Genomic DNA, 24,170 nt, shown 5'->3' on the forward strand with positions numbered 1-24,170 from the left:
CGGGGGCGGGGGCGAGCCGCAGCTACTCGTCGCAGTGCGCGGACCCTTGTGCCGGATCCGGGTCCGGGTCCGCTTCCTCCGCCCACCGCCGGCTCCACGCGAACAGCGGTTGCAGGGAGTCGACAAGGTCCTCACCGAGCTGGGTGAGGTGATACCCGTCCGCGCGCAGAGTGAGCAGGCGGACATCGGTCAGCTCGCCGAGCCGGGTGCTCAGCACACTGGACGACATGCGCTCGCACCGGCGCTGCAACTCACGGAAACCGCCCGGGGCCTGACTCAGCTCCCACAGGATGAGCAGCGTCCAGCGCCGTCCCAGCAGGTCGAGTGCGGCCATGACCGGGCGTCCCGACGCGGACCCCCGCACCGGTACGCCGGGCCGCGGTGTTCTGCCTGCCATGTTCCCCTCTCCTCCCTTGCGCTTCGCTTCTCGAAGCAGCATAGTGATTCGAAAAGCGAAGCACCGGGCATGGGAGCGCCGATGTCGCGATCAGCCCTGCCGGAACCGCCGTACGACGGCACGTCAACGCACCGCCGGACCTGTCCGGCCGAACACTGGAGGTTTCCATGGCCAAGGGCTACTGGGTCAGTGTCTACCGCGTCATTTCCGACCCCGAGAGGCTGACCGCCTACGACAAGCTGGCCGGGCCGGCCGTCCGGGCCGGGGGCGGGCGCACCCTGTCCCGTGGTGGTCGGGCCGTCGCCCACGAGGCGGGGAACAAGCACCGCGTCGTCCTGGTCGAGTTCGACAGCTTCGATCAGGCCGTCGCGGCCTACGACAGCGAGGCGTACCAGAAGGCGCTGGTGCTCATCTCCGACTGCGTCGAGCGCGACTTCCGCATCGTCGAAGGCATTGCCTGACCCCGACTCCGGCTCGGCCGGCAGGTCAGTCGCGCGTTTCGCGTACGAACAGCGTCACCGTCACGCTCGCCTGAAAGCCGTTGCTGCGCATCAGCGCGGCCGACGCGGTGTTGCGGGCCTCCACGTCGGTCACCACGGCGCTCGCGCCCGCTTCGGTGAGCGTGGCGCAGCAGGCCTTCACCAGGCGGCTCGCGATGCCCTGCCCCTGGTACTCGGGGGCGCTCGCGATCCACTCCAGGTTGCCCCAGTCGGCGCGCTGGTCGAAGCCCATCGAGCCGAGCACGAACCCGGCGAGCCGGTCCCCGTCGAGCGCCACCCAGCAGGCCGACGCCTCGCTGTCCAAGTGGCCGGCGATCGCCGACAGCGACCAGGACGTGTAGGGCTTCACGGAGGTGTCGTAGACCTGGCGGCCCAGCGCGAGGACGTCGGCCAGATGGGTGGCCGTCATCGGCGCGAGGCCGATCGCCGGGCGCTTCGGCGCGGCGGAGGTGGACATGAGGCCTCCCGGGGGCGGGTACCGCGCTCGGCGGCGCTTCGTCCCTCTCACGCTATGAGGCGGCCCCGGGTCCCGCATGCGGAGCCGGGCACGGCGGCGGGGCGGGGCCCGGGCGGGCCGTGGTCGAGGCGGGGGCCGCGCTAGGACCGGAGCGGGGCAACTCGCCCGAGCCGTACGTCCTTTGATCAGTTGAACGCCGGTCCGGCCCGCCGTGACGCACCCTCTATCGTGTACCGCATGTCCGTTCCTGAGCTGATCCGCATCGTCTCCCGCTCCTCCCCCATGGCCCTGGCCCAGGTGGAGCGCGTGCGCACCGAACTCGCCGCGCTGCACCCCGGCATCCGTACCGAGGTCGTGCCCGTCACCACCTCCGGTGACCGCTGGATGGGTGATCTGGCGCGCCTCGGCGGGAAGGGGGCGTTCACCAAGGAGGTGGACGCCGCGCTGCTCGCCGGCGAGGCGGACCTCGCGGTGCACTGCGTCAAGGACGTGCCGGCGGACCGGCCGCTGCCCGCGGGGACGACGTTCGCCGCGTTCCTCAAGCGGGACGACATCCGGGACGCGCTGATCCACCCCGGCGGCCTCACCCTCGACGAGCTGCCGGCGGGGACCCGCGTCGGCACGTCGTCGGTGCGCCGCCGCGCGCAGCTCGCCGCCTCGCACCCGCAGCTGGAGTGCGTGCCGATGCGCGGCAACGCGGGCCGCCGCCTGGAAAAGCTCGCCGCGGGCGACGCCGACGCGCTGCTGCTCGCCCAGTCCGGCCTCGAACGCATCGGCCGCCCCGAGCTGGCCAGCGAGATCCTGTCGGTCGAGACGATGTGCCCGCCGATCGGCGCCGGAATCCTCGCCCTCCAGTGCCGTGAGGACGACACCACGACCATCGACGCGGTGAGCGGCCTCGGCGACAGGGACGCGTGGCGCGAGGCGACCGCCGAGCGCATGTTCCTGCACGTCCTGCAGGGCCACTGCAACTCGCCGATCGCCGGGTACGCCCGCTCGCAGCGCAACGGCGACCTGTCGCTGCGCGCCTGCGTCTTCACGCCCGACGGCAAGACGGTGCTCAACGCGCACGAGTGGGCGGGCCCGCTGGACCCGGCGACGCTCGGCACGTCCGTGGCCGTGGCCCTGCTGCGCCAGGGCGCCCGCGAGCTGATCGACGGCATCGCGCACTGACCCGCCGGGGAGTCGGGGCCCCTCCGCAGGACATAGGCATATGCCAGACGCAACACTGTGCCGGGTGTCGCCAAATCCCTTACAGGCCCCCTCCCGCTGTGCGAAAGTCGTTAGCGGTCCACCGTCCGTCACGGTCCACCACCGTCACGGTCTCTCACCCGTCACAGTCCGTCACCCGTCCCGGTCTCTCACCCGTCTTGGCCCACCATCCGTCACGGCCGCCACTCGTCATGGCTGCCCCCCGTCAAGTCGGTCGCCCCGCACCTTCACCGGAGCACCCATGCCGTCCCATGTCTTCGCGGACCACGCCGCCCAGCCGCCCGAGCGCGGCACGGTCGACGCACTGATCTCGCAGACGCGCCGGCTCCGCGGCGAGGTCGACGCCGTGCGGCGCGAGGCGGCGGCCGACCGGGCGGACGCGGCGGGACGCTGGCAGCGGGCCCTGTGCGACCTTGCGGTGCATCAGCTCGACGACCTCGACGACCATCTCGCCCAGCTGCGGGACGGCCCGCCGCAGGCTGCCGCCGGCCCCGGCGGGGCGGCCGAGCCCACCACTGACGACGCGCGCCGGGGCTCGCTCCTGAGCCGGGTGGGCAGCGCCGAGTGGAACCTCCTCACCGACGAGGCCAGCTGGTCCTGCGAGCTGTACGACATCCTCGGCCGCGACCCGGCCGCTCCCCCGCTCTCCCTCGACGAACTCCCCTCCCTCGTGCACCTCGACGACCAGCCGCTGCTGACCGCGATGGTCACCGACTGCCTGGTCGACGGGAAGCCCATCGACGGCGAGTTCCGCGTCACGCGCCCCGGCGGCGGGGTGCGCCAGGTCCACATGATGGGCGAGCCCGTGCTCGGCGCCGACGGGTCCACCGCCTCCATGTGGGCCGTCCTGCGGGACGTCAGCGAACTGCGGCGCAGTCAGCGCGTACTGCGTGAGACCCAGGACTCGCTGCGACGGCGCCGTGAGGACGCGGGCGCCCGGCACCGGCCCGCGGCGGAACCGCGCGCAGCGGCACCGCCGTGGCACGAGGCGCCGCGTTTCCCGCGTGGCGCCCCCGCGCGGCTCGACCTCGCCGCCCGTCATCTCCCCTCATCGATCGGCGCCCCCCTCGGCGGTGACTGGCACGACGCGATGGAACTGCCCGACGGCAACGCCCTGTTGAGCGTCGGCGACCTCACCGGAAACGGCGCCACCGGGACCTCCGGCACCTCCCGCACGGCGATGCTGCTCGGCGCGCTGCGCGGCATGGCGGTCGCGGGCGCCCTGCCCGGCAAACTCATGGGCTGGCTCAACGATCTGATCGACACCACCGTCCCGCACGCCCTCGGCAGCGCGATCTGCTGCCGCTACGACCCGGGCACGCGGCTGCTCACCTGGGCGCGGGCCGGGCACCCCGCCCTCCTGCTCTTCCGCGACGGGACGGGACACGCGCTGCCACCGCCCAAGGGCCCACTCCTCGGCGCCGCCTCCGGTGCCCCCTACGGGCAGGCCGAAGTGCATCTGCGGCCCTCGGACCTGCTGTTGCTGCACACCGACGGCCTGGTGCCACGGCAGGACAGGGACGCGGCGACCGACCTCCTGCTCTCCCTCGCCCCCCGCCTCACGGAACGGCGTACGGCGCAGGAGTGCGCGGACATCGTCGTCGAGGAGTTCGGCACAGCCCTGCGGGAGGACGACGCCTGCCTGTTGGTCGCGCGGTGCCGCTGACGGCGGGGCGTCACGCCTTGGCCGTCCGCCCCGCCCTCCTGGTCCCCCTCGCCTTCGGCAGCGCGACCTTGATCTCCTCGCGCAGGTCCTGGATCGTCGGGTTCCCGGCGTACTGCGCCGTCAGCCGGTACATCTCCCGCAGCCGGTCCCAGGTGCGGTGGGAGGAGTTGGACCCCATCGACACCAGCGCCAGCCGCGCGTACCGGTCCGCCTGTTCGGGGTCGTCGGCGATGAAGCAGGCCGACGCCAGCGAGATGTAGTCGAAGATCTGCGAACGGTCGTGCCCCTTGGCGCGCAGCTCGATGGCCTCCTTGGCGTGCCGCTGCGCGGTGTTCGCCGCGGCCGGGTCGTGGTCGGCGAGCGTGCGGTAGGCGAGCGCCTGCATGCCGTGCAGGTCCGCCTCGTCGAACATCTGCATCCAGCTCGGCGGCGGCACGTCCCCCTTGTCCGACCCGAAGAGGTCCTCGGCGAGACCGAGGGTGCGCCGCATCGCCTGGCCGCGCCCCATCGACGCCTGCGCCCAGGCCTCGATGGTGTACAGCATGGCCTTGGTGCGGGGCAGTGCCTCCGCCCCGGCGCCCGACTTGGCGAGCTTCATCAGGTCCAGGGCGTCGTCCGGCTTGCCGAGGTGCACCATCTGGCGCGCGGCCCGGGAGAGCGCCTCGCCCGCGCGCGGGCGGTCGCCTCCCTCGCGCGCGGCGTGGGCCGCGATGACGAAGTACTTCTGGGCGGTCGGCTCCAGGCCCACGTCGTGGGACATCCAGCCGGCGAGGACCGCGAGGTTGGCGGCGACGCCCCACAGGCGGCGCTGGAGGTGATCGGGATGGCGGTAGGCGAGCATGCCGCCCACTTCGTTGAGCTGGCCCACCACGGCCTTGCGTTGAAGGCCGCCGCCGCGGGCCGCGTCCCAGGCGCGGAACACCTCGACGGAGCGCTCCAGTTCCTCGATCTCCTGGGAGCCGATGGGAGCGGCCTCGTAGCGGTCGAAGCCGGCGGGGTCCGCGTACAGGGGATCGCCGATACGGGGGGCGTCGGCCGCGAGGGCCGGGTCGGTGTGCAGCCAGTCGTGCATGGCGCTGCTGAGTGCGGAGCCTGCGGCAAGCGCGGCACCCGCGCCCACCAAGCCGCGTCGGTTGAGCATGAGGTCCATTCCCGTGAATTCGGTGAGGACCGCGGCTGTCCGCTCGGGCGCCCACGGCACGTCGTCGGGGTGCTCCGCACTCCCGTCGCCACGCCGCTTTCCCGGGCGCCCGTGCCGGACCAGACCGAGGTCCTCAGTGGTCACGACACGGCCGAGACGCTCGGTGAACAGGACGGCCAGCACCCGCGGCACCGGATCGCGGGGGATCTCCCCCATGTCGATCCACCGCCGCACCCGCGAGGTGTCGGTGGCGAGCTGGAGGTGGCCCATGGCCGCCGCCTGCCGGTTCACCAGTCTCGCGAGCTCGCCCTTGGACCAGCCGGCCAGGCCGAACAGGTCCGCGAGGCGGGTGTTGGGTTGTCCGTTCACGTCAAGCCCCCAGGTTCTCGGCTGAGTTGACAGTAACCGCCTGTCAGTTGCTGAGCGACTATTCGCCAGGGTTCGCCAGGGTGCGCCACATGGTGTGCCAGGGGACGCCGGGTGTCAGGTAGGAGTGCGCCACCCCGGCCCGGTCGCCGCAAGGTACTCCCCAGGGTGCTCCCGATGTGATCGGGGCGGGAGGCGCACGCAAATTCACAGGCACACGAAGGGATCTGTATCTCCCATGTACGCAGCATCGTCCTCCGTGTCCGCCCCGCCCCGTCCGCTCCACCCGCGCCCCCCGGCCCCCCGGGGCCGCGAGGTGTCCCCCTCGCCGGGAGGCGGCCCCTATCTGGAGCCGGTGCGACCCTCCGCCGCGCAGCTCGGCGCCGGCCGGACGCGCCGCGTGCCGGGGGCCGGTACCCAACCGCTCAGCGGGAGACTCGACTTGTCCGGCCCGCAGGGGGCGCAACTGCGCACCGCGATCGCCTCGGTGCACCGCATCTGTCCGGAGTTCAACCCCGTGCAGGTCCTGCGCCGCAGCGGCCGCACCGTGCTGCTGGTCGGCACGGCGGGACGCGGTGCCGCCGTCGCCAAGTGTTTACTGGACAACTCTCCCCTGTGGGCCGACCGGATCCGGCACGAAATAGCGGCTTACCGCTCGTTCGTCCGGCACCGCCCGCCCGTGCGCGCGCCTCGGCTGATCGCCGCCGATCCTGAGGCCTGCACGCTGGTGATCGAGCGGATGCCCGGACGGGTGGCGGCCTTGCAGCGGCATCCGGTCGAGGTCCCGCCCCGGGCGGACATCCGGGCGGCGCTCGGCTCCGTGCTGCGCCTGAACCAGTGGCGGCCGCCGGCGGAGATGTTCGGCCGGCCGATGGACTACGGCAAGCGCATCTCCCGCTTCCACGAGCTGGGGCTGCTGACGGACCGCGACCTGGGTGACCTGCAAAAGCTCCTGCACGGCATCGCGCATTCGGCGGTCCGCCAGGGTGAGGGCCCGGAGGCCATGCTGCAGTTCTGCCACGGCGACGCCCTGCTGTCGAACATCCTGCTCTCGCCGGCCGGGCCGGTTCTGGTCGACTGGGAGCACGCGGGCTGGTATCTGCCGGGCTACGACCTGGCCACGCTGTGGGCGGTCCTCGGCGACGCCCCCGTCGCGCGGCGTGAGATCAGCCAGCTGGCGCAGTCGACGGGCACCGCGGCACGCGACGCGTTCCTGGTCAATCTCATGCTGGTGCTGACCCGCGAGATCCGCATGTACGAGACGGCGCTGCAGCGTTCGATGCACGACGCGCCCCCGGCGCCGACCGGGCCGGCCCAGGCGGGGGCCGCGCCGATGGGTGAGGAGCAGCGGCTGCTGCTGAGGCGGCTGCACGACGACTGCCAGATGGCCCGCCGGGCCGTGCGGGCGGCGGTCGGCACCCGCTGACGGGGGGACAGGTCCGCGGCGCACCCTGACAGGGGCGCACCGCGGACCTTCGTATGCCCGCGGCCCTGGAGGTGGGCCCCCCTCATTGGTCCATGCCACTGACGCGTCGCAGGCGGCGGCGCCTGTCCGGACGAAAGCGTGCCCGTGACCCGCCGGAACCGGCGCTGACATGGGAAATCCCGTCCGCTGGGCATGATTGACGGATCGTCGGCCAGCCGGTACCACTGACGCACGCCCGGCCCCGCACGCCCCGCCACGCTTCATCGGCGCCGAAGTCCCAGGAGGCTGCATTGCGAGGAACCACCGCCCGTACCTCGTCGGCGCGCAGACGCACCATCAGGACGGCGGGCGCCCTCGCGTCCGCCGGGCTGCTCGTGCCGCTGCTCGGCGCGGCCCCGTCGTCCGGCGCGCCCCGACCGACGTCCACCCAGTTGCAGGACGCCTTCGCGTCCGCCGCCGACGAGTACCGCGTACCGCGCAGTGTGCTGCTCGGCGTCTCGTATCTGCAGTCCCGCTGGGACGCGCACGGCGGCGCGGCCAGCGTCACCGGCGGCTACGGCCCCATGCACCTCACCGACGCGCGCACCGCGCTGGCCTCGGCCCCGCACCACGGCGAGGGGTCGGAGGACCCGCGCGGGGACACCTCGCGCCCGATGCCGCCGCCGGGGACGAAGGTGCCCGACGAGTCGCGGCTGCCGGCGCGGCTCATGACCCTGCCGCGCGCGGCGGAACTGACCGGTCTGCCGGCCGAGGAGCTGCGTACCGACGCGGCCGCGAACGTGGCGGGCGGTGCCGCGCTGCTCGCCGCGGCCCAGCAGCGGCTCGGCAAGCCCCTCAGTGCCGACCCCGCCGACTGGTACGGCGCGATCGCCGGCTTCTCCGGGGCGGACGACGAGGCGACGGCGGCGACGTACGCCAATGACGTGTTCGCCGTCATCCGCGCCGGCGAGCGGCGCACCACGGACGCGGGCCAGCGCGTGACGCTCCCGGCCCGGCCCGGACTGCGGCCCGATCCGGCGCAGCTCGGGCGGATGGGGCTGCGTGAGGTCGACGCGGGTGAGACGGAGTGCCCGAGGACGGTGTCCTGCGAGTGGATCCCGGCGCCGTACGAGGAGTTCAAGGACCCCAACGGGAATCCGGACTACGGCAACCACGACCTGTCGGACCGGCCCAAGAGCCAGAGCATCGACTCGATCGTCATCCATGACACCGAGGGCAGGTGGGAGGGCGTCCTGAACATGGTGCAGGACCCGACCTACGTGTCCTGGCAGTACACCCTGCGCTCCACGGACGGCCACATCGCCCAGCACGTGAAGGCCAAGGACGTGGCCTGGCACGCGGGCAACTGGTACGTCAACGCCAAGTCGATCGGGCTGGAGCACGAGGGTTTCCTGACCGCCCCCGACACCTGGTACACGGAGGCGATGTACCGCACGTCGGCGCGGCTGGTGAAGTACCTCGCGAAGAAGTACGGGATTCCGCTGGACCGGCAGCACATCCTCGGCCACGACAACGTCCAGGGCACGGTCTCCTCGACCATCCCGGGGATGCACACCGACCCGGGCCCGTACTGGGACTGGCAGCACTACTTCACCCTGCTCGGCAAGCCGTTCCACCGCACGGCGGGTCCGAAGGGCGGTCTGGTGACGGTGGCTCCCGAGTACGCGGCGAACAGACCGCTGTACACGGGCTGCGTGAAGCCGGCCGAGACGTGTGTGCCGCACGGTTCGGCGGCGGTGCGCGTGCACACCGCGCCGCGTGACGACGCGCCGCTGATCAAGGACATCGGCAAGCGTCCGGGCGGCCAGGACTCCACGATCGACGTGAACGACGTGGGCGCGCGGCTGTCCACCGGCCAGCAGTACGCGGTCGCGGACCGTCAGGGCGAGTGGACCGCCGTCTGGTACCTCGGGCAGAAGGCCTGGTTCAAGAACCCGGCCGAGCAGCCGACCGCCGTGTCCGCGAAGGGGCTCGTGGTGACGCCGAAGGCCGGGGCGGGCGAGGTCCCCGTGTACGGGCGCGCGTACCCGGAGAAGGAGGCGTACCCGGCGGGCGTGCCCGTGCAGGCGGTCTCCCCGCTGCCGTACAAGATCCTGGCGGGCCAGAGGTACGTGGTCGGCGACAAGGTGCCGGGCGAGTACTTCTATGCGCCGACCTTCGACACCGCGCGGCACACGGTGGTGCGGGGGAAGGACATGTACTACGTGATCCAGTACGGGCACCGCATCGGCTATGTGCGGGCGGCGGACGTGCAGGTGATGCCGTCGACCTCATGACGGCATGGGGCCGGGCCGGCCGGGCGTGGGTCGCTGGTGCGCGACCCCGAGCTGGGCCGACTGGCGTGGCAAGACGCGGCACCGCCCCGTTCCCTGAAGGGAACGGGGCGGTGCTGGACGTACGCGGGGGCCCGGGCGTGCTCAGCCCTGCTGGAAGAGCTCGGCGGGCAGTGGCTTCAAAAGGGCGTACAGGTCGTCGGTGATCGGCCGGTCCCAGGCGGCGATGGTCACCAGGACGTTGTCGCTGCGGTCGAACTGCACGCAGGAGATGCGGCTCTCGGAGAGCTTCAGGCGGCGCACGATGAGGAGGTTGTCGCCCTGCATCACCGGGATGTCCTCCGTGGAGACGACCGTGATGTCCTCGTCGTTCTCCAGCGCCAGGAGCAGCTGGGCCACCTCGAAGGGCACCTCGCCCTCGGCGGTCTCACGCGCGGGGGCGCCCTCGGGGAGATTACCGATGACCATGGCTGGGCCGCGCCCGCCGAACAGGTCGTAGCGCAGGAAGACGCCCTGGCAGCTGCCGTCGGGGGCGGGCAGCAGGCCCGCGCCGAGATTGCCGGGCCAGTCACCGGGGTCCATGGCCAGGACATCGAAGTCCGGGCCCGCGGGCGTGGCGGAGCTGCGGCGGCGGAGGAAGGACATGCGCCCATGGTACGTGGCCGCCGGTGTCCGCCGACGCGGGGGCGCGACCGCTCGCCGCCCCCAACGGTCGGCCCGCACACCCTCGGCACCCGCAGGGCCCCGCCGGTAGGCTGCACCGCCACCGACTTCCCGGCCGCTCAGCACGTGGCCGTCCACTCCACCGCTGGTCAGCACCTCGCCGCCCTCCGCCCCACCGACGTCCATCCCGCCCCTGTCCGCATGCCGCTGCCCCCTCGCATCGCCGCTCGGCACATCGATGTCCGCCCCGCTCCCGCCCGGCACGTCGCCCCGGAGGACGGGGGCGAGGCCTACGGTGGCGTACGGGACCGCCGGGAGGGCGACGGAAGCGCGCCGAAGGGCGGTGTGACCGGCGGCGGCACCGGCAGCGGGCTACGGAAGCTCCGCGGGGGCGACGCCGACGGGATGACCGGCCGTGAGGCCAGGGGGACGCAGTGAAGGGGAGCGAGGCCATGGGCGACACACCGAGCGACGGCAACGGCACCGCACCGGCCGGCGGCCCGGTCCTGAACTACTGGCACGGCGGTCTCAGCGAGGTGCCGGACGAGGTCTGGCGCCACCCGCGCCTTGAGGCGCTGCTGCTGCCCGACAACGCCCTCACCGCCGTCCCCGCCCGCATCGGGACGCTCACGGCGCTGCACACCCTCGACCTCGGTCACAACAGGCTGCGCGCGGTCCCGGCCGAGCTGGGCGATCTCCCGGCGTTGAGCCGCTTCCTCTATCTCCACGACAATCGGCTCACCGAGCTGCCCGCCTCACTCGGCCGGCTCACCCGGCTCGGCTACCTGAACGTCGGCGAGAACCGCCTGACTTCCCTGCCCGACTCCTTCGGCACCCTGACCGGCCTTGTCGAACTGCGCGCGCAGCACAACCGGTTGACCCACCTGCCGGACACGATCGGCGCGCTCGGCGCGCTGCGCGAGCTGTGGCTGCGCGGCAACCGTCTCACCTCTCTTCCCGACGGCGTACGGCACCTGACCTCCCTGCGGGAGATCGAACTGCGCGAGAACGCCTTCACCGCCGTCCCGGAGGCCCTGCGCGGGCTGCCCCTGCTGCGCCGCGTCGACCTTCGGGGCAACCGGGTGCGCCATCTTCCGCACTGGCTGGGCGAGTTGCCGTCCCTGGAGAAGTTGGATCTGCGCTGGAACGACACCCACGTCGACGGAGGGCTCCTCCGTACGCTTGCGGGCAAGGGCTGCGTCGTACTCCACTAGCCGGTACCACCGCTAGCCGGTGCCACCGCGAGGACGGACTCCGTGCGCCGCGGCGCTTCGGTGTGCTAGGTCAGGTCGAACTCTCCCGCGCGGGCTCCGTGGACGAAGGCGCCCCACTCCGCCGGGGTGAAGATCAGGGACGGGCTCTCGGGCCGGCCGCTGTTGCGCATCGCGACGAAGCCTTCGACGAAGGCGATCTCCACGTCCCCGTGCCCTTCGCTGCTCGACCGCCAGTCGGCGGCGCTGAGGTCGAGCTCCGGCTTGTCCCAGCCCGCGAGCGGATGCTGCTGAGCGGTGCTTTCGGCCACGTCCGTGCTCCTCCCGAATTGCGTCGTCCGGCGCCAGCCTAGCTTTCGCCTCCCGCCCCGCACAGGCCGCGACGCGAGGACCGCGGCCACCGTCGCGGCGGTCGATGTCAGGAGGTGGGCGGCTCGGCCCCGACCAGCCACATGGAGAAGAACTGCGCGCCGCCGCCGTAGGCGTGCCCAAGTGCCCTGCGCGCGCCGTCGACTTGGTGCTCGCCCGCCTGGCCGCGCACCTGAAGTGCCGCCTCCGCGAAGCGGATCATGCCTGAGGCGCCGATCGGATTGGCCGAAAGGACGCCGCCGGACATGTTGACGGGCAGGTCGCCGTCGAGTTCCGTCACGCCGGACTCGGTGAGTTTCCAGCCCTCGCCCTCGGCCGCGAAGCCGAGGTTTTCCAGCCACATCGGCTCGTACCAGGAGAACGGCACGTACATCTCGACGGCGTCGATCTCCCGGCGCGGGTCCGTGATGCCCGCCTGGCGGTAGACGTCGGCCGCGCAGTCCTTGCCGGCCCGCGGGGAGACGAAGTCCTTGCCGGCGAAGAGCGTCGGCTCGCTGCGCATCGCGCCGCCGTGCAGCCAGGCGGGCGGCCGGGGTGAACGGGCCGCGCCCGCCCGGTCGGTGAGGACCATCGCGCAGGCGCCGTCCGAGGAGGGGCACGTCTCCGAGTAGCGGATCGGGTCCCAGAGCATGGGCGAGGCCTGGACCTTCTCCAGGGTGATGTCGTGTTCGTGGAGGTGCGCGCAGGGGTTCTTCAGGGCGTTGCGGCGGTCCTTGTACGCGACGAGGGAGCCGACCGTGTCGGGGGCGCCGGTGCGGCGCATGTAGGCGCGCACGTGCGGGGCGAAGAAGCCGCCCGCCCCGGCGAGGAGCGGCTGCTGGAAGGGGATGGGCAGCGACAGGCCCCACATCGCGTTGGATTCCGACTGTTTTTCGAAGGCGAGGGTGAGGACGGTGCCGTGGACGCGGCCCGCGACGAGGTTGGCGGCGACGAGCGCCGTGGAGCCGCCGACGGAACCGGCCGTGTGCACGCGGAGCATGGGTTTTCCGACGGCGCCGAGGGCGTCGGCGAGGTACAGCTCCGGCATCATGACACCCTCGAAGAAGTCGGGTGCCTTGCCGATGACGACGGCGTCGATGTCCGGCCACGCCAACTCGGCGTCGGCCAGCGCTCGTCGGGCCGCCTCCCGCACGAGGCCGGCGATCGATACGTCGTGGCGGGCCGCCACGTGCCTGGTCTGCCCGATCCCGACGACGGCCACGGGCTCCTTGCCCGCCGCACCGCCCACCGGGCCACTTGGCGCACTGCTCATCGGGCGTCTCCTTCCAGGAGGGCGACCAGGTTCTGCTGGAGGCAGGGCCCCGACGTCGCGTGGGCGACGGCGCGGTCCGAGGCGCCCCGGTGGATCCGGGCGGCGGCCTCGCCGATCCGGATGAGTCCGGCGGCCATCATGGGGTGGGCGGCGAGCGCGCCGCCGGACGGGTTGACGGTGACGTCGTCGCCGAGTTCCAGCGCCTTGCGCAGGACGACCTCCTGGGAGCTGAAGGGGGCGTGCAACTCCGCTGTGTCCACGGGCCGTTCGAAGACTCCGGCGCGCTCGGCGGCCAGGCGGGTGGACGGTGAGTCGGTGAGGTCGCGCACCCCGAGGCCGTGTGCCTCGACGCGGTGGTCGATGCCCCGGATCCACGCGGGCCGCTCGCACAGCTCGCGGGCCCGCTCCCCCGCGGCGAGGATGACGGCGGCGGCCCCGTCGCCGACCGGCGGGCAGTCGCCGGTGCGCAGCGGACGTACGACGTACTCCCCTTGCGGGACCGCGCCGCGCAGCTGCGCGTGGGGGTTGGCGGTGGCGTCGGTCCGGCTGCGGTGCGCGACGCCGGCCAGCGCGGGCTCGTCGGTCTCGCCCGCGTCGATGAGCGCCTGTGCCTGGAGCGCGGCGAGCGCCACGGAGTCGGGCCACAGGGGCGCCACGTAGTAGGGGTCGAGCTGGCGGGTCAGCACGTCGCGCAGGGAGCCGGGCGAGGACTTGCCGTAGGAGTAGACGAGCGCGGTGTCCGCCTCGCCGGTCTGCAGGGTCGTCCACGCCTCGTACAGGGCCCAGGCGCCGTCCATCTCGACGTGCGACTCGGAGATCGGCGGCCAGGCGCCCACGCCGTCGAGCGCCATGGTGAACGAGAAGGCGCGGCCCGCGAGGTAGTCGCACGAGCCGGAGCAGGTGAAGCCGATGTCGCTGGTCCTGAGGCCGGTGGCGGCGAGGACCTCGTGGAGGACCGGCATGAGCATCTCGACTTCCGACAGGTCGCCGGTGGAGCGCCGGTGGTCGGTCTGCGCGAAGGCGACGACGGCGACGGCACGGGCGGGACGCATCACGGAGGGCTTCGGCGGCGCCATCTAGACCAGCTCCTTGTACGTGTCGTAGTCGGCGTCGGGTTCGCCTGTGGGGCGGTAGTGGTCGGGGTGGCGGCCGCCTTCGGTCCATACGGGTTCGACGCGCAGGCCCATGCGCACCTCGTCGTAGGGGATGCCGGCGATGCGCGCGTGCAGCGCGAGGTCGGCGCCGTCCAGGGCGATGTGGGCGTAGACGTAGGGGACTTCGATGTCGAGGTTCTTCGCCTTGATGTTGACGATGCAGTACGTCGTGACGGTGCCGCGCGGGCCGACCTCCACCCGTTCCGTCGTGGCGAGCCCGCAGGTGGGGCAGGCGCCCCGGGGCGGTACGTACACCTTGTGGCAGGCCGGGCAGCGTTCGCCGACGGTCTTCCGCTCGGCCAGGGCGTGGAGGTAGGCGCTCTGGGCGCGGCCGGGCGAGTAGGTGTAGTCGAGGCGTGCGGAGGCGACGATCCCGGTGACGGGGTTCTCGAACTCCCCCGTGTGCGGGCCGGATTGCTGCCCCGCTCCCCTTCCCTCGTAGGGCTCGAAGCAGGCGATGTCCGTGATGGCGCCCACGCGTTCGCCGGCCCAGCGGACGCGGACGCGCATGCCGGTGCGCACGGCGTCCGGGCCGGGGGCGTCGAGGGCGTGGAGCAGGGCGGTGTCGGCGCCGTCCAGTCGCACCAGGACCCAGGCGAAGGGGGTGCCGAGGGGCTGGCCCCGGCGGGGTTCGTGGTTCCAGGCCCAGGTGGTCACGGTGCCGGTGGGAGCGACCTCCACGAGGTCGCGCAGCTCGTCGGCGGTCACCGGGTCGTATTCGACGGGTGGCACGAGGGTGTGTCCGTCGACGGTCCTGACGCCGAGGACGGTGCGTTCGCGCAGCCCGGTCAGGAACGCGCTCTGCACGGGCCCGAGGGACCGCGTGAAGGGGAACTCCACGACGAGAGGAGCGCGCAGCACGTCGGGGGAAGAGGTGGATGCCATGGGCGGACTCCATTGCACTCGGTGAACGGGAAGGCCCCCGAGAGGGGCGCGGGAGACGGCGCGACCGGCCATGCCAGGCCTGCGACCGGCCAAATGCCCTACGCCCGTCGGAACACGGGCACCCGTTTCTCCGCGAAGGCTCTGGCACCCTCTTTCGCGTCGGCGGTGTCGAAGACGGGCCACCCCCGCTTCAGCTCGGCCGCGAGCCCGGCCTCCTCGCTCATCTCGGCGGCCTCGTACACGGAGGCCTTGACCGCTTCCACGGCGAGCGGCCCGCACGCGTTGATCTGCTCGGCGATGACCAGGGCCTTCTCCAGCGCCGAGCCGTCCGGCACCACATGGCCGATCAGCCCGATCGCCGCCGCGTCGGCCGCCGAGTAGGGGCGCCCGGTGAGCAGCATCTCCAGGGCGTGCGTACGGGGGATCTGGCGAGGGAGCCGCACGGTCGAGCCCCCGATGGGGAAGAGGCCGCGCCGGACCTCGAAGAGGCCGAAGGTCGCCGACCGTCCCGCGACGCGGATGTCCGTGCCCTGGAGCATCTCCGTGCCGCCGGCCACGCAGTGGCCCTCGACGGCGGCGATGACCGGCTTGCGGGGCCGGTGGTGGCGCAGCATCGCCTTCCAGTGCAGATCGGGGTCGGCCGTCAGCCGGTCGCGGTACCGCTCGCCCTCCATTCCCTTGCCGGCGAGGGCCTTGAGGTCCATGCCCGCGCAGAAGACGCCGCCCGCGCCGGTCAGCACGATGGAGCGGACGGTGTCGTCCTCGTCGGCGGCGACCCAGCCGTCGTAGAGGCCCACGAGCATCGACAGCGAGAGGGCGTTCTTCGCTTCGGGCCTGTTGAGCGTGAGGATCAGTGTGGCGCCTTCGCGCCGCACGGAGAGGTGTTCCGTCCCGGCCATGTGCCGTGCTCCCTCCGTCGACGGCCGCCGTACGGCCGGCCTGTCGCTTCTCGGACCTGGAACAGGTTGCAGTAGGCGGGGAGCCAGTTCAATACCTTTCTGACACTCAGTCAGTTTTACTTCGCGGCGGCACTTCCCACTTGTGGGTGCCTCTGCTGTGATGGCCGCCGGAGCGGATGTCGCGGGAGACCGCGACATCGGACGCCGGGGTCAGGAGGAGTGCGGTGGAGTACAACCTTGCCGACCTGTTCGAGTCGGTTGTCGACGTGGTCCCGGGCCGTGAGGCACTCGTCTACATCGACCACCCCGGTACGGGAGCCGAGCGCCGGCTGACCTATGCCGAGCTGGACGCGGCGGCCAATCGCCTCGCCCACCACCTGATCGACTCCGGGCTGCGGCCCGGCGAGCACGTGGGCCTGCATCTGTACAACGGCGTCGAGTACCTCCAGACGGTGCTGGCCTGCCTGAAGGCCCGGCTCGTGCCGGTCAACGTCAACTACCGGTACGTGGCGGAGGAGTTGATCTATCTCTACCGTGACGCGGACCTCGCGGCGCTCGTGTTCGACGGCGAGTTCACCGGGCGGGTCGCGGCGGCGCTGCCGCGCGCGGCGAAGCTGCGGCACGTGCTGCGGGTGGGGGCGCCGCCCGCCGACGCACCCGCGCTGGACGCGCCGGCCTTCGCGGCGGCGGAGGCGGCGGGCTCACCGGAGCGGGGATTCGGGCCGCGCTCCCCCGACGACCTGTTCATCATCTACACCGGCGGTACGACCGGGATGCCCAAGGGCGTCATGTGGCGCCAGGAGGACCTGTTCTTCGCGGGGCTCTTCGGCGGCGACCCGGCGGGCGAACCGGTGCAGCGGCCCGAGGAGCTGGCCGAGCGCGTCGCGGCGGGCGGGCCGGGCCTCACCTTCTTCCCGACGCCCCCGCTCATGCACGGCACCTCCACGCTGACGTCGTTCATCGCCTTCAACTACGGCCAGCGCGTGGCGCTGCACCGCAAGTACGTGCCCGAGGAGGTACTGCGCACCATCGAGCGGGAGAAGGTATCCAGCGTGTCCCTGGTGGGCGACGCGATGCTCAGGCCGCTCGTCGACGCGCTGCGCGGCCCCCTCAAGGGCACCGACCTCTCGTCGCTGTTCAGCGTCTCCTCGTCGGGGGCGATCATGTCGGAGACGGTCCGCGCGCAGTTCCAGCAACTGGTGCCCGACGTGCTGGTCCTGAACAACTTCGGTTCCTCCGAGTCCGGCTCGAACGGCAGGGCCACCGACGACTCGGGCCCGGTCAGGGGCTTTCGCCTGACGGTCAACGACCGTACGAAGGTGGTCGACCCGGCGACCCACGAGCCGGTCGCGGTGGGCGAACCCGGTCGCCTCGCCCAGCGCGGCCATGTGCCGCTCGGCTACTACAACGACCCGGCGAAGACCGCCGAGACGTTCTTCCGGAAGGGCGAGGAGCGCTGGGTACTGCTCGGCGACATGGCGACCGTCGACGAGACCGGCGTCGTCACCGTCCTCGGCCGGGGCTCGCAGTGCATCAACACCGGTGGCGAGAAGGTGTATCCGGAGGAGGTCGAACAGGCCCTCAAGTCGCATCCGGACGTGTACGACGCGCTGGTGGCCGGCGTGCCCGACGAGCGCTGGGGCGCCGCGGTCGCCGCCGTCGTCCAACTCCGCCGCGGCGCGGCCCCGTTGGACCTGGCGGCGGTCCAGGCCCACTGTCGCGCGCTGCTCGCCGGCTACAAGATCCCGCGCAGGGTGGTCTTCGCCGACCACATCCAGCGCTCCCCGAGCGGCAAGGCGGACTACCGGTGGGCCAAGGCGGTGGCGGCGGGCGGCTGAGGGTGATCGCCGGGGGCGCCCCGCGCATGAGCGCCCGCCCCGGTCGCCGGGGGAGGAGCCCTTCAGTGCTGCGCGAGGAACCCCGCCACCCGCCGCGCGAACCACTCCGGGTCGTCCAGCCACGGGAAGTGCCCGCCGCCCGGCTGCACTTGGCACACGCCGTGCGGGAAGAGCGCGGCCAGCTCCGCGGCGCGCGCGGGGCTCGGCCCGCCGTCGTAGGCCCCCGCGAGGACGAGCACCGGCGCGGCGACCGCAGCGAGGGCGGCGCGGGTCGCGGGCGGGTCGAAGGACGCCTCGCCGTAGTACGCCTCGGACGCCGCCAGGTTCTTCTGCTCCGTGCTCCGCGCCCGGTGCTCCTGGGCCGCCGTGTCCCAGCGCCCGTAGGTGAGCGGTGCGATGGCCTCCCAGCCCGCGGAGGGCGCGCCGCCTTGGGCGATCTCGCGCAGCGCGGTCTCGGCCGCCGGGTACCAGGGCTCGTCCTTGCGCAGCGCGGCCGCCTCGCGGCGGTCCTCGTCGGTGAATGTGCCGCCGACGGCCAGCGTGGCCGGGGTGACGAGGACGAGGGTGCGGATCCTCTTGGGGTGGCGGGCCGCGTACAGCGTGGCGAGGTCGCCGCCCGCGGAGTGGCCGAGCACGTCGACCTGGTCGAGGCCCAGGTGCTCGCGCAGCGCCTCGACGTCGTCGGTCTGCCGGTCGCAGCGGTACGTCGAGACGTCGTCCGGGATCGCGGAGTCGCCGGTGCCGCGCAGGTCGAGCAGGATGAGGCGGCGGTGCGCCGTGAGACCGCCGAGGTCCCCGAGGTAGACGGAGGCCCGCATGGGGCCGCCGGGCAGGCAGAGCAGCGGCTCCCCCTCCCCCTTCTCGTGGTAGGCCAACTGGGTCCCGTCGTACGCGCTGAATACCGGCATGCCGATGATCATCACACCCCCGGACCCCCGGGGCAAAGCCCCGGCACCCGGCCCACCTGCACGAAGCGTTCGTGCGCGATCCCTTGACGCCCACCGCGCGGCCTGGATTACTGACCTCACGGAAGATCGTCGACCGAATGATCGGTCGCCCGTTCGGGACGGGGGAACCCCTTATGGCGCGTATGCCGCTGGAGCTGGACGCGGCGGAACGGCTCGGCCCCGAGGAGCTCGGGGCGCTACAGCTGGAACGCCTCCAGGACACCTTGCTGCACGCGTACGAGAACGTCCCGTTCTACCGGGCGGCGTTCGACAAGGCGGGCCTGCGCCCCGAGGACTGCCGGTCGCTCGCCGATCTGGCACTGTTCCCCTTCACCACCAAGGACGACCTGCGCGCCAACTACCCGTTCGGGATGTTCGCGGTGGACCAGTCCGAGGTGCGCAGGCTGCACGCGTCCAGCGGCACGACCGGCCTGCCCACGGTCGTCGGGTACACCGAGCGCGACCTGTCCATGTGGGCCGACGTGGTGGCGCGCTCGATCCGGGCCGCGGGCGGCAGGCCGGGGAACATGATCCATATGGCGTACGGGTACGGCCTGTTCACCGGGGGGCTCGGCGCGCACTACGGCGCGGAGCGGCTGGGCTGCACGGTGGTCCCCGCGTCCGGTGGGATGACCGCCCGCCAGGTGCGGCTGATCCAGGACTTCCGCCCCGAGATCATCATGGTGACCCCCTCGTACATGCTGACGCTCCTGGAGGAGTTCGAGCGGCAGGGCGTCGATCCGCGGACGACGTCACTGCGGGTCGGGATCTTCGGCGCGGAGCCGTGGACGGAGGAGATGCGGCGCGAGATCGAGGAGCGGTTCGCGATCGACGCGGTCGACATCTACGGGCTCTCGGAGGTGATCGGGCCGGGCGTCGCGCAGGAGTGCGTGGAGACCAAGGACGGGCCGCACATCTGGGAGGACCACTTCTACCCCGAGGTCGTCGATCCGCTCACGGGCGAGGTCCTGCCGGACGGGGAGCGCGGCGAGCTGGTGTTCACCTCGCTCACCAAGGAGGCGATGCCCGTGATCCGCTACCGCACCCGGGACCTCACGCGGCTGCTTCCCGGCACCGCGCGGGTCTTCCGGCGGATGGAGAAGGTGACGGGCCGCAGCGACGACATGGTGATCCTGCGCGGCGTGAACCTCTTCCCCACGCAGATCGAGGAGATCGTGCTGCGCACGGCGGGCGTCGCCCCGCACTTCCAGCTGCGCCTGACCCGCGAGGGGCGCATGGACGCCCTGACGGTACGGGCCGAGGCGCGCGCGGACACGACGCCGCAGCGGCGCGAGGCGGCGGCCCGTGAGATCGCGGCGGCGGTCAAGGACGGCATCGGCGTCTCGGTCGGCGTCGACATCGTGGACCCGGCGACGCTGGAGCGCTCGGTCGGCAAGTTCAAGCGGATCGTGGACCTGCGGGAGCGGCCGTGAACCGCCCCCCTCGCAGGGTCACGGCCCGGTCGGCGCCCTGGGCCGTGCCAAGGAGGCCTCAGGACACGCCGAAGCGGTCCCGCAACTCTCTCTTGAGGATCTTGCCGCTGGCGTTGCGCGGCAGTGCGTCCACGAACAGGATCCGTTTGGGCGCCTTGAAGGAGGAGAGCCGCGTGCGGGCGTGGGCGATGAGGGCGGCCTCCGTCAGCTCCTCGTCCCTGCGTACGACGACGGCGGTGACCGCCTCGATCCAGCGCTCGTCCGGCAGTCCGATCACGGCCGCCTCCGCGACGCCCGCGTGCTCGTACAGCGCGTCCTCGACCTGCCGCGAGGCGACGAGCACTCCCCCGGAGTTGATGACGTCCTTGACGCGGTCCACCACGGTGAAGCAGCCGTCCGCGTCCCGTACCGCGAGGTCGCCCGAGTGGAACCAGCCGTCGCGGAAGGCTTCGGCGGTCTCCTGCGGCTTGTCCCAGTAGCCGTCGCACAACTGCGGTGAGCGGTAGACGACTTCGCCGCGCGTGCCGTCCGGCACCTCGTGGCCGTGCTCGTCGACGACGCGGGCCTCCACGAACAGGACGGGCCGGCCGCAGGAGTCCATGCGGCCCTCGTGCTCGTCCGGGCCGAGGACGGTGGCGAGCGGCCCGATCTCGCTCTGCCCGAAGCAGTTGTAGAAGCCGAGCCCGGGCAGCCGGGCCCGCAGCCGCTCCAGGACGGGCACCGGCATGATCGACGCCCCGTAGTAGGCCTTGCGCAGCGCGCCCAGGTCGCGGGTGGCGAAGTCGGGATGGCCGGCGAGGGCGATCCAGACGGTCGGCGGCGCGAACAGGCTGTCGGCGCGCCCCGCTTCGACCAGGTCGAAGATCCGCTCGGCGTCGGGTGCGTCGAGGACGGTGTTCTCGGCGCCGACCGCGAGGTAGGGCATGAGGAAGACGTGCATCTGCGCCGAGTGGTAGAGCGGCAGCGAGTGGACGGGCCGGTCGTCGCCCGTCAGGTCGAGGGCGACGATCGCGCTCACGTACTCGTGGACGAGGGCGCGGTGCGACATCATGGCGCCCTTCGGCCTCGCGGTCGTGCCCGAGGTGTAGAGCAGTTGCGCCAAGTCGTCGCCGCCGGGCCCCGGCCCCTCGTACGCGGGCGCGGTGGCGAGCCGCGCGAGCAGGGAGCCGTCCGCGTCCCGCAGGGGCAGGGCCGGCACACCGGCGGGCAGGCGCCCCGCGAGGTCCGGATCGGTCAGGACGAGGGAGCTGCCGGACTGGCCGACGATGTACGCGAGGTCGTCGCCGGTCAGGTTCTGGTTGACCGGCACATGGACCAGGCCCGCCCGCGCGCAGGCGAGGAAGCCGATCAGATAGGCGTCGGAGTTGTGCGCGTAGGCGGCGACCCGCTCGCCGGGGGCGAGCCCGTGGTCGCGCAGCACCCGGGCCGCGCGCGAGACGGCGTCGTCGAGCCGCTCGTAGGTCCAGGACCGCTCGCCGTAGCGCAGCGCCGTGCGCCGTGGCGTGCGGCGCGCGCTGCGGCGCAGGACCGCGTCGACCGTGCTGTCGCGTACACCCGTCATGGCGTGATCCTCGGGGGCTGCGGCGGTCCGGTCAAGGCATGACACAGATGACATACCACTTGGTACGCTCAACAGCACCTACCGTCCACACTGTTGGGAGGCACCCTTGCCTACCCGGACGAGACGACTGGCCGCCGCCGGAGTCGCCCTGCTGACCGCCGTGGTCCTGCTGCCGGCCGGCGCGTCGGCCGCACCGCGGGACGCCCGCCCCGCGGACGTCGGCCTGCACGCCACCATCCGCTACACGCAGTACGGCATTCCGCACATCGTCGCCAAGGACTACGCGGACCTCGGCTTCGGCACCGGCTGGGCGCAGGCCGCCGACCAGGTGTGCACGCTCGCCGACGGCTACGTGACCGTACGCGGCGAGCGCTCGCGCCACTTCGGAGCCGAGGCCGCGCCCGGCGGGGCCCTCTCGTCGGCGTCCACGAACCTCGCCAGCGACCTGTACTTCCGTGGCGTGCGCGGGGCGGGGACCGTGGAGAAACTCCTGGCGCAGCCCGCCCCACGGGGTCCGAGCCGCCGGGCGAAGGAGCTCATGCGGGGCTTCGCGGCGGGCTACAACGCCTGGCTGAAGCAGAACCGCGTCACCGACCCGGCCTGCGCGAAGGCCGACTGGGTCCGTCCGATCACCGCCCTGGACGTGGCCCGGCAGGGTTACGCCGTGCAGGTGCTCGGGGGGCAGGGGCACGGCGTCGACGGCATCACGGCCGCCCGCCCGCCGGGCGCCCGGAGCGCGGAGCGGGCGGCCGATCCGCGCCGCTCGGCGAAGGCGGCCCGGGAGCTGTTCGCCGCGCAGGACGCCGACATGGGCTCGAACGCCGTCGCGTTCAGCGGCCAGGTCACCGCGAGCGGCAAGGGACTGCTGCTCGGCAACCCGCACTACCCCTGGCACGGCGGGCGCCGCTTCTGGCAGTCGCAGCAGACCATCCCGGGCGAACTGAACGTCTCCGGGGCCTCGTTGGTCGGCACCGGTGTGGTCAACATCGGCTTCAACGGCGACGTGGCGTGGAGCCACACCGTGGCGACCGGGGTCACCCTGAACCTGCACCAGCTCACGCTGGACGACGCCGACCCGACCACCTATGTGGTCGACGGCGCACCGCACAAGATGGTCAAGCGCACCGTGACGGTGCCCGTCAAGGACGGCGCCCCGGTCACCCGCACGCAGTGGTGGACCCGCTACGGTCCCGTCCTCACCGGCCTCGGCCCGCAGCTGCCCCTGCCCTGGTCCTCGACCACGGCGTACGCGCTCAACGACCCCAACGCCGTGAACCTGCGCGGCAGCGACACCGACCTCGGTTTCGGCAGGGCCCGTTCCACCGCGGGCATCCTGCGGGCGTTGCGCGACACGCAGGGGCTGCCCTGGGTGAACACCGTCGCGGCGGACCGGCGCGGCCACTCGCTGCTCACCCAGTCGCAGGTGCTGCCCCGCATCACCGACGACCTGGTGCGGCGGTGCGGCACGCCCCTGGGCAAGGTCACCTACCCGGCGTCGGGCGTGGCCGTGCTCGACGGCTCGCGCGGCTCGTGCGCGCTCGGCTCCGACAAGGACGCGCTGCAGCCCGGCATCTTCGGTCCCTCCAGGATGCCGACACTCAAGAACGCCCCTTACGCGGAGAACTCCAACGACAGCGCCTGGCTGACCAACGCCGACCGCCCGATCACCGGCTACGAACGGGTCTTCGGCACGATCGGCACCCAGCGCTCGCTGCGTACGCGCGGGGCCATCGAGGATGTCGCCGCGATGGCGGAGAAGGGCGGTCTCACGGTCGCCGACCTGCAACGCCTGCAGTTCGCGAACCGTGTGCCCGCGGCGGATCTCGCGGCCGACGACACCGCGCGGGCCTGTGCGGTACTGCCCGGGGGCACCGCGACCGGCAGTGACGGCAAGGCCGTCGACGTGCGCCAGGCGTGCCGGGTCCTGGCACGCTGGGACCACACGATGGACACCGGGAGCCGGGGCGCGCTGCTCTTCGACCGCTTCTGGCGCAAGCTGACGGCGCCGGCCGGGTCGCAGAAGCGGATGTGGAAGGTGCCGTTCTCGGCGGCCGACCCCGTGCGCACCCCGAACACCCTCGACACCTCCGCGCCCGGCTTCCCGAGGGCGCTGGCGGACGCGGTGAGCGAGCTGAAGGCCGCCGGGATCGCCCTCGGCGCCCCGCTGGGCGCGCACCAGTACGTCGTACGCAAGGGGAGGCGCGTCCCGGTCCACGGCGGCACGGAGTCCCTCGGTGTCTGGAACAAGATCGAGCCGGTGTGGGACCCGAAGGCCGGCTACACCGAGGTGGCGCACGGGTCGAGCCACATCCAGGCGGTCGGCTGGGGCGACGGCCGCTGCCCGCGGGCCCGGACGCTGCTGACGTACTCCCAGTCCGCCGACCCCAACTCGCCGCACCACAGCGATCAGACGCGGCTGTACGCCGAGGAGCGTTGGGTGACGTCCCGCTTCTGCGAGAAGGACATCCTCGGCGATCCGGCGCTGAAGGTGGTGCGGGTGCGCGAGCACTGAGCGCACGG

The 24,170-nt window shown here is 72.7% G+C and carries 21 protein-coding genes; 10 read left to right on the forward strand and 11 right to left on the reverse strand.

What is annotated here, in order from left to right; translation table 11 throughout:
• Window positions 1–22: 22 nt before the first annotated feature.
• Window positions 23–397, reverse strand: a complete 375-nt coding sequence (locus ACZ516_RS06990) for a winged helix-turn-helix transcriptional regulator (RefSeq protein ID WP_469008929.1) — start codon at window positions 395–397, stop codon at window positions 23–25.
• 167 nt (window positions 398–564) lie between these two features.
• Between ACZ516_RS06990 and ACZ516_RS06995 the strand changes: the two genes are divergently transcribed.
• Window positions 565–858, forward strand: a complete 294-nt coding sequence (locus ACZ516_RS06995) for a DUF1330 domain-containing protein (RefSeq protein ID WP_361080222.1) — start codon at window positions 565–567, stop codon at window positions 856–858.
• A 25-nt stretch (window positions 859–883) separates the two neighbouring features.
• Here ACZ516_RS06995 and ACZ516_RS07000 read toward each other — a convergent pair whose 3' ends face one another.
• Window positions 884–1,354: a GNAT family N-acetyltransferase gene (locus ACZ516_RS07000; RefSeq protein ID WP_361080224.1), complete on the reverse strand. Its 471-nt coding sequence runs from the start codon at window positions 1,352–1,354 to the stop codon at window positions 884–886.
• Between the two features lie 237 nt (window positions 1,355–1,591).
• On the opposite strand from ACZ516_RS07000, the gene hemC reads away from it, so the two are divergent.
• Complete coding sequence (gene hemC / locus ACZ516_RS07005) at window positions 1,592–2,527, forward strand: hydroxymethylbilane synthase (protein ID WP_469008932.1); 936 nt, start codon at window positions 1,592–1,594, stop codon at window positions 2,525–2,527.
• Between the two features lie 280 nt (window positions 2,528–2,807).
• Window positions 2,808–4,232: a PP2C family protein-serine/threonine phosphatase gene (locus ACZ516_RS07010; RefSeq protein ID WP_469008934.1), complete on the forward strand. Its 1,425-nt coding sequence runs from the start codon at window positions 2,808–2,810 to the stop codon at window positions 4,230–4,232.
• Window positions 4,233–4,242: 10 nt separating this feature from the next.
• Here ACZ516_RS07010 and ACZ516_RS07015 read toward each other — a convergent pair whose 3' ends face one another.
• Window positions 4,243–5,742, reverse strand: a complete 1,500-nt coding sequence (locus ACZ516_RS07015; RefSeq protein ID WP_358578529.1) for a DNA-binding protein NsdB — start codon at window positions 5,740–5,742, stop codon at window positions 4,243–4,245.
• A gap of 235 nt (window positions 5,743–5,977) precedes the next feature.
• Here ACZ516_RS07015 and ACZ516_RS07020 point away from each other — a divergent pair, with 235 nt between their 5' ends.
• Complete coding sequence (locus ACZ516_RS07020; protein ID WP_469008936.1) at window positions 5,978–7,165, forward strand: aminoglycoside phosphotransferase family protein; 1,188 nt, start codon at window positions 5,978–5,980, stop codon at window positions 7,163–7,165.
• 290 nt (window positions 7,166–7,455) lie between these two features.
• On the forward strand, window positions 7,456–9,441 hold the full coding sequence (locus ACZ516_RS07025; protein ID WP_469008937.1) for an N-acetylmuramoyl-L-alanine amidase: 1,986 nt from the start codon (window positions 7,456–7,458) through the stop codon (window positions 9,439–9,441).
• 141 nt (window positions 9,442–9,582) lie between these two features.
• Here ACZ516_RS07025 and ACZ516_RS07030 read toward each other — a convergent pair whose 3' ends face one another.
• Complete coding sequence (locus tag ACZ516_RS07030) at window positions 9,583–10,083, reverse strand: glycosyltransferase family protein (protein WP_358578535.1); 501 nt, start codon at window positions 10,081–10,083, stop codon at window positions 9,583–9,585.
• A gap of 144 nt (window positions 10,084–10,227) precedes the next feature.
• On the opposite strand from ACZ516_RS07030, the gene ACZ516_RS07035 reads away from it, so the two are divergent.
• Both ACZ516_RS07035 and ACZ516_RS07040 read left to right on the forward strand, forming a co-directional pair.
• Complete coding sequence (locus ACZ516_RS07035; RefSeq protein WP_469008939.1) at window positions 10,228–10,539, forward strand: hypothetical protein; 312 nt, start codon at window positions 10,228–10,230, stop codon at window positions 10,537–10,539.
• A 14-nt stretch (window positions 10,540–10,553) separates the two neighbouring features.
• Complete coding sequence (locus ACZ516_RS07040; protein ID WP_358578539.1) at window positions 10,554–11,315, forward strand: leucine-rich repeat domain-containing protein; 762 nt, start codon at window positions 10,554–10,556, stop codon at window positions 11,313–11,315.
• Between the two features lie 65 nt (window positions 11,316–11,380).
• Here the strand turns inward: ACZ516_RS07040 and ACZ516_RS07045 are convergent, their stop codons facing one another.
• From ACZ516_RS07045 to ACZ516_RS07065, 5 genes are all read right to left on the reverse strand, one after another.
• A complete protein-coding gene (locus ACZ516_RS07045; protein ID WP_358578541.1) occupies window positions 11,381–11,623 on the reverse strand; it encodes a DUF397 domain-containing protein in 243 nt (80 codons plus the stop codon).
• A gap of 107 nt (window positions 11,624–11,730) precedes the next feature.
• Window positions 11,731–12,933, reverse strand: coding sequence for a thiolase domain-containing protein (locus ACZ516_RS07050; RefSeq protein WP_469008941.1), 1,203 nt, complete (start codon window positions 12,931–12,933; stop codon window positions 11,731–11,733).
• Window positions 12,930–14,009 carry a thiolase domain-containing protein gene (locus ACZ516_RS07055; protein ID WP_469008942.1) on the reverse strand — a complete coding sequence of 360 codons (1,080 nt, stop codon included), beginning with the start codon at window positions 14,007–14,009 and terminating at the stop codon, window positions 12,930–12,932. The genes ACZ516_RS07050 and ACZ516_RS07055 overlap by 4 nt, the downstream gene beginning before the upstream one ends.
• Complete coding sequence (locus tag ACZ516_RS07060) at window positions 14,010–14,972, reverse strand: Zn-ribbon domain-containing OB-fold protein (RefSeq protein ID WP_469008943.1); 963 nt, start codon at window positions 14,970–14,972, stop codon at window positions 14,010–14,012.
• 98 nt (window positions 14,973–15,070) lie between these two features.
• Window positions 15,071–15,871 carry a crotonase/enoyl-CoA hydratase family protein gene (locus tag ACZ516_RS07065; RefSeq protein ID WP_358578547.1) on the reverse strand — a complete coding sequence of 267 codons (801 nt, stop codon included), beginning with the start codon at window positions 15,869–15,871 and terminating at the stop codon, window positions 15,071–15,073.
• A 224-nt stretch (window positions 15,872–16,095) separates the two neighbouring features.
• On the opposite strand from ACZ516_RS07065, the gene ACZ516_RS07070 reads away from it, so the two are divergent.
• Window positions 16,096–17,709, forward strand: coding sequence for an acyl-CoA synthetase (locus tag ACZ516_RS07070; protein WP_469008945.1), 1,614 nt, complete (start codon window positions 16,096–16,098; stop codon window positions 17,707–17,709).
• A 62-nt stretch (window positions 17,710–17,771) separates the two neighbouring features.
• Here ACZ516_RS07070 and ACZ516_RS07075 read toward each other — a convergent pair whose 3' ends face one another.
• Complete coding sequence (locus ACZ516_RS07075) at window positions 17,772–18,617, reverse strand: alpha/beta fold hydrolase (protein ID WP_469008946.1); 846 nt, start codon at window positions 18,615–18,617, stop codon at window positions 17,772–17,774.
• A gap of 182 nt (window positions 18,618–18,799) precedes the next feature.
• Here ACZ516_RS07075 and paaK point away from each other — a divergent pair, with 182 nt between their 5' ends.
• Window positions 18,800–20,089: a phenylacetate--CoA ligase PaaK gene (paaK, locus tag ACZ516_RS07080; protein WP_469009609.1), complete on the forward strand. Its 1,290-nt coding sequence runs from the start codon at window positions 18,800–18,802 to the stop codon at window positions 20,087–20,089.
• 58 nt (window positions 20,090–20,147) lie between these two features.
• Here the strand turns inward: paaK and ACZ516_RS07085 are convergent, their stop codons facing one another.
• Window positions 20,148–21,650 (reverse strand): acyl-CoA synthetase, encoded by a 1,503-nt coding sequence (locus ACZ516_RS07085; RefSeq protein WP_469008948.1) that lies wholly within the window; start codon window positions 21,648–21,650, stop codon window positions 20,148–20,150.
• A gap of 106 nt (window positions 21,651–21,756) precedes the next feature.
• On the opposite strand from ACZ516_RS07085, the gene ACZ516_RS07090 reads away from it, so the two are divergent.
• Window positions 21,757–24,162 carry a penicillin acylase family protein gene (locus ACZ516_RS07090; RefSeq protein ID WP_469008949.1) on the forward strand — a complete coding sequence of 802 codons (2,406 nt, stop codon included), beginning with the start codon at window positions 21,757–21,759 and terminating at the stop codon, window positions 24,160–24,162.
• Window positions 24,163–24,170 lie beyond the last annotated feature (8 nt).

It is taken from the genome of Streptomyces sp. NPDC034037 (assembly GCF_055575715.1).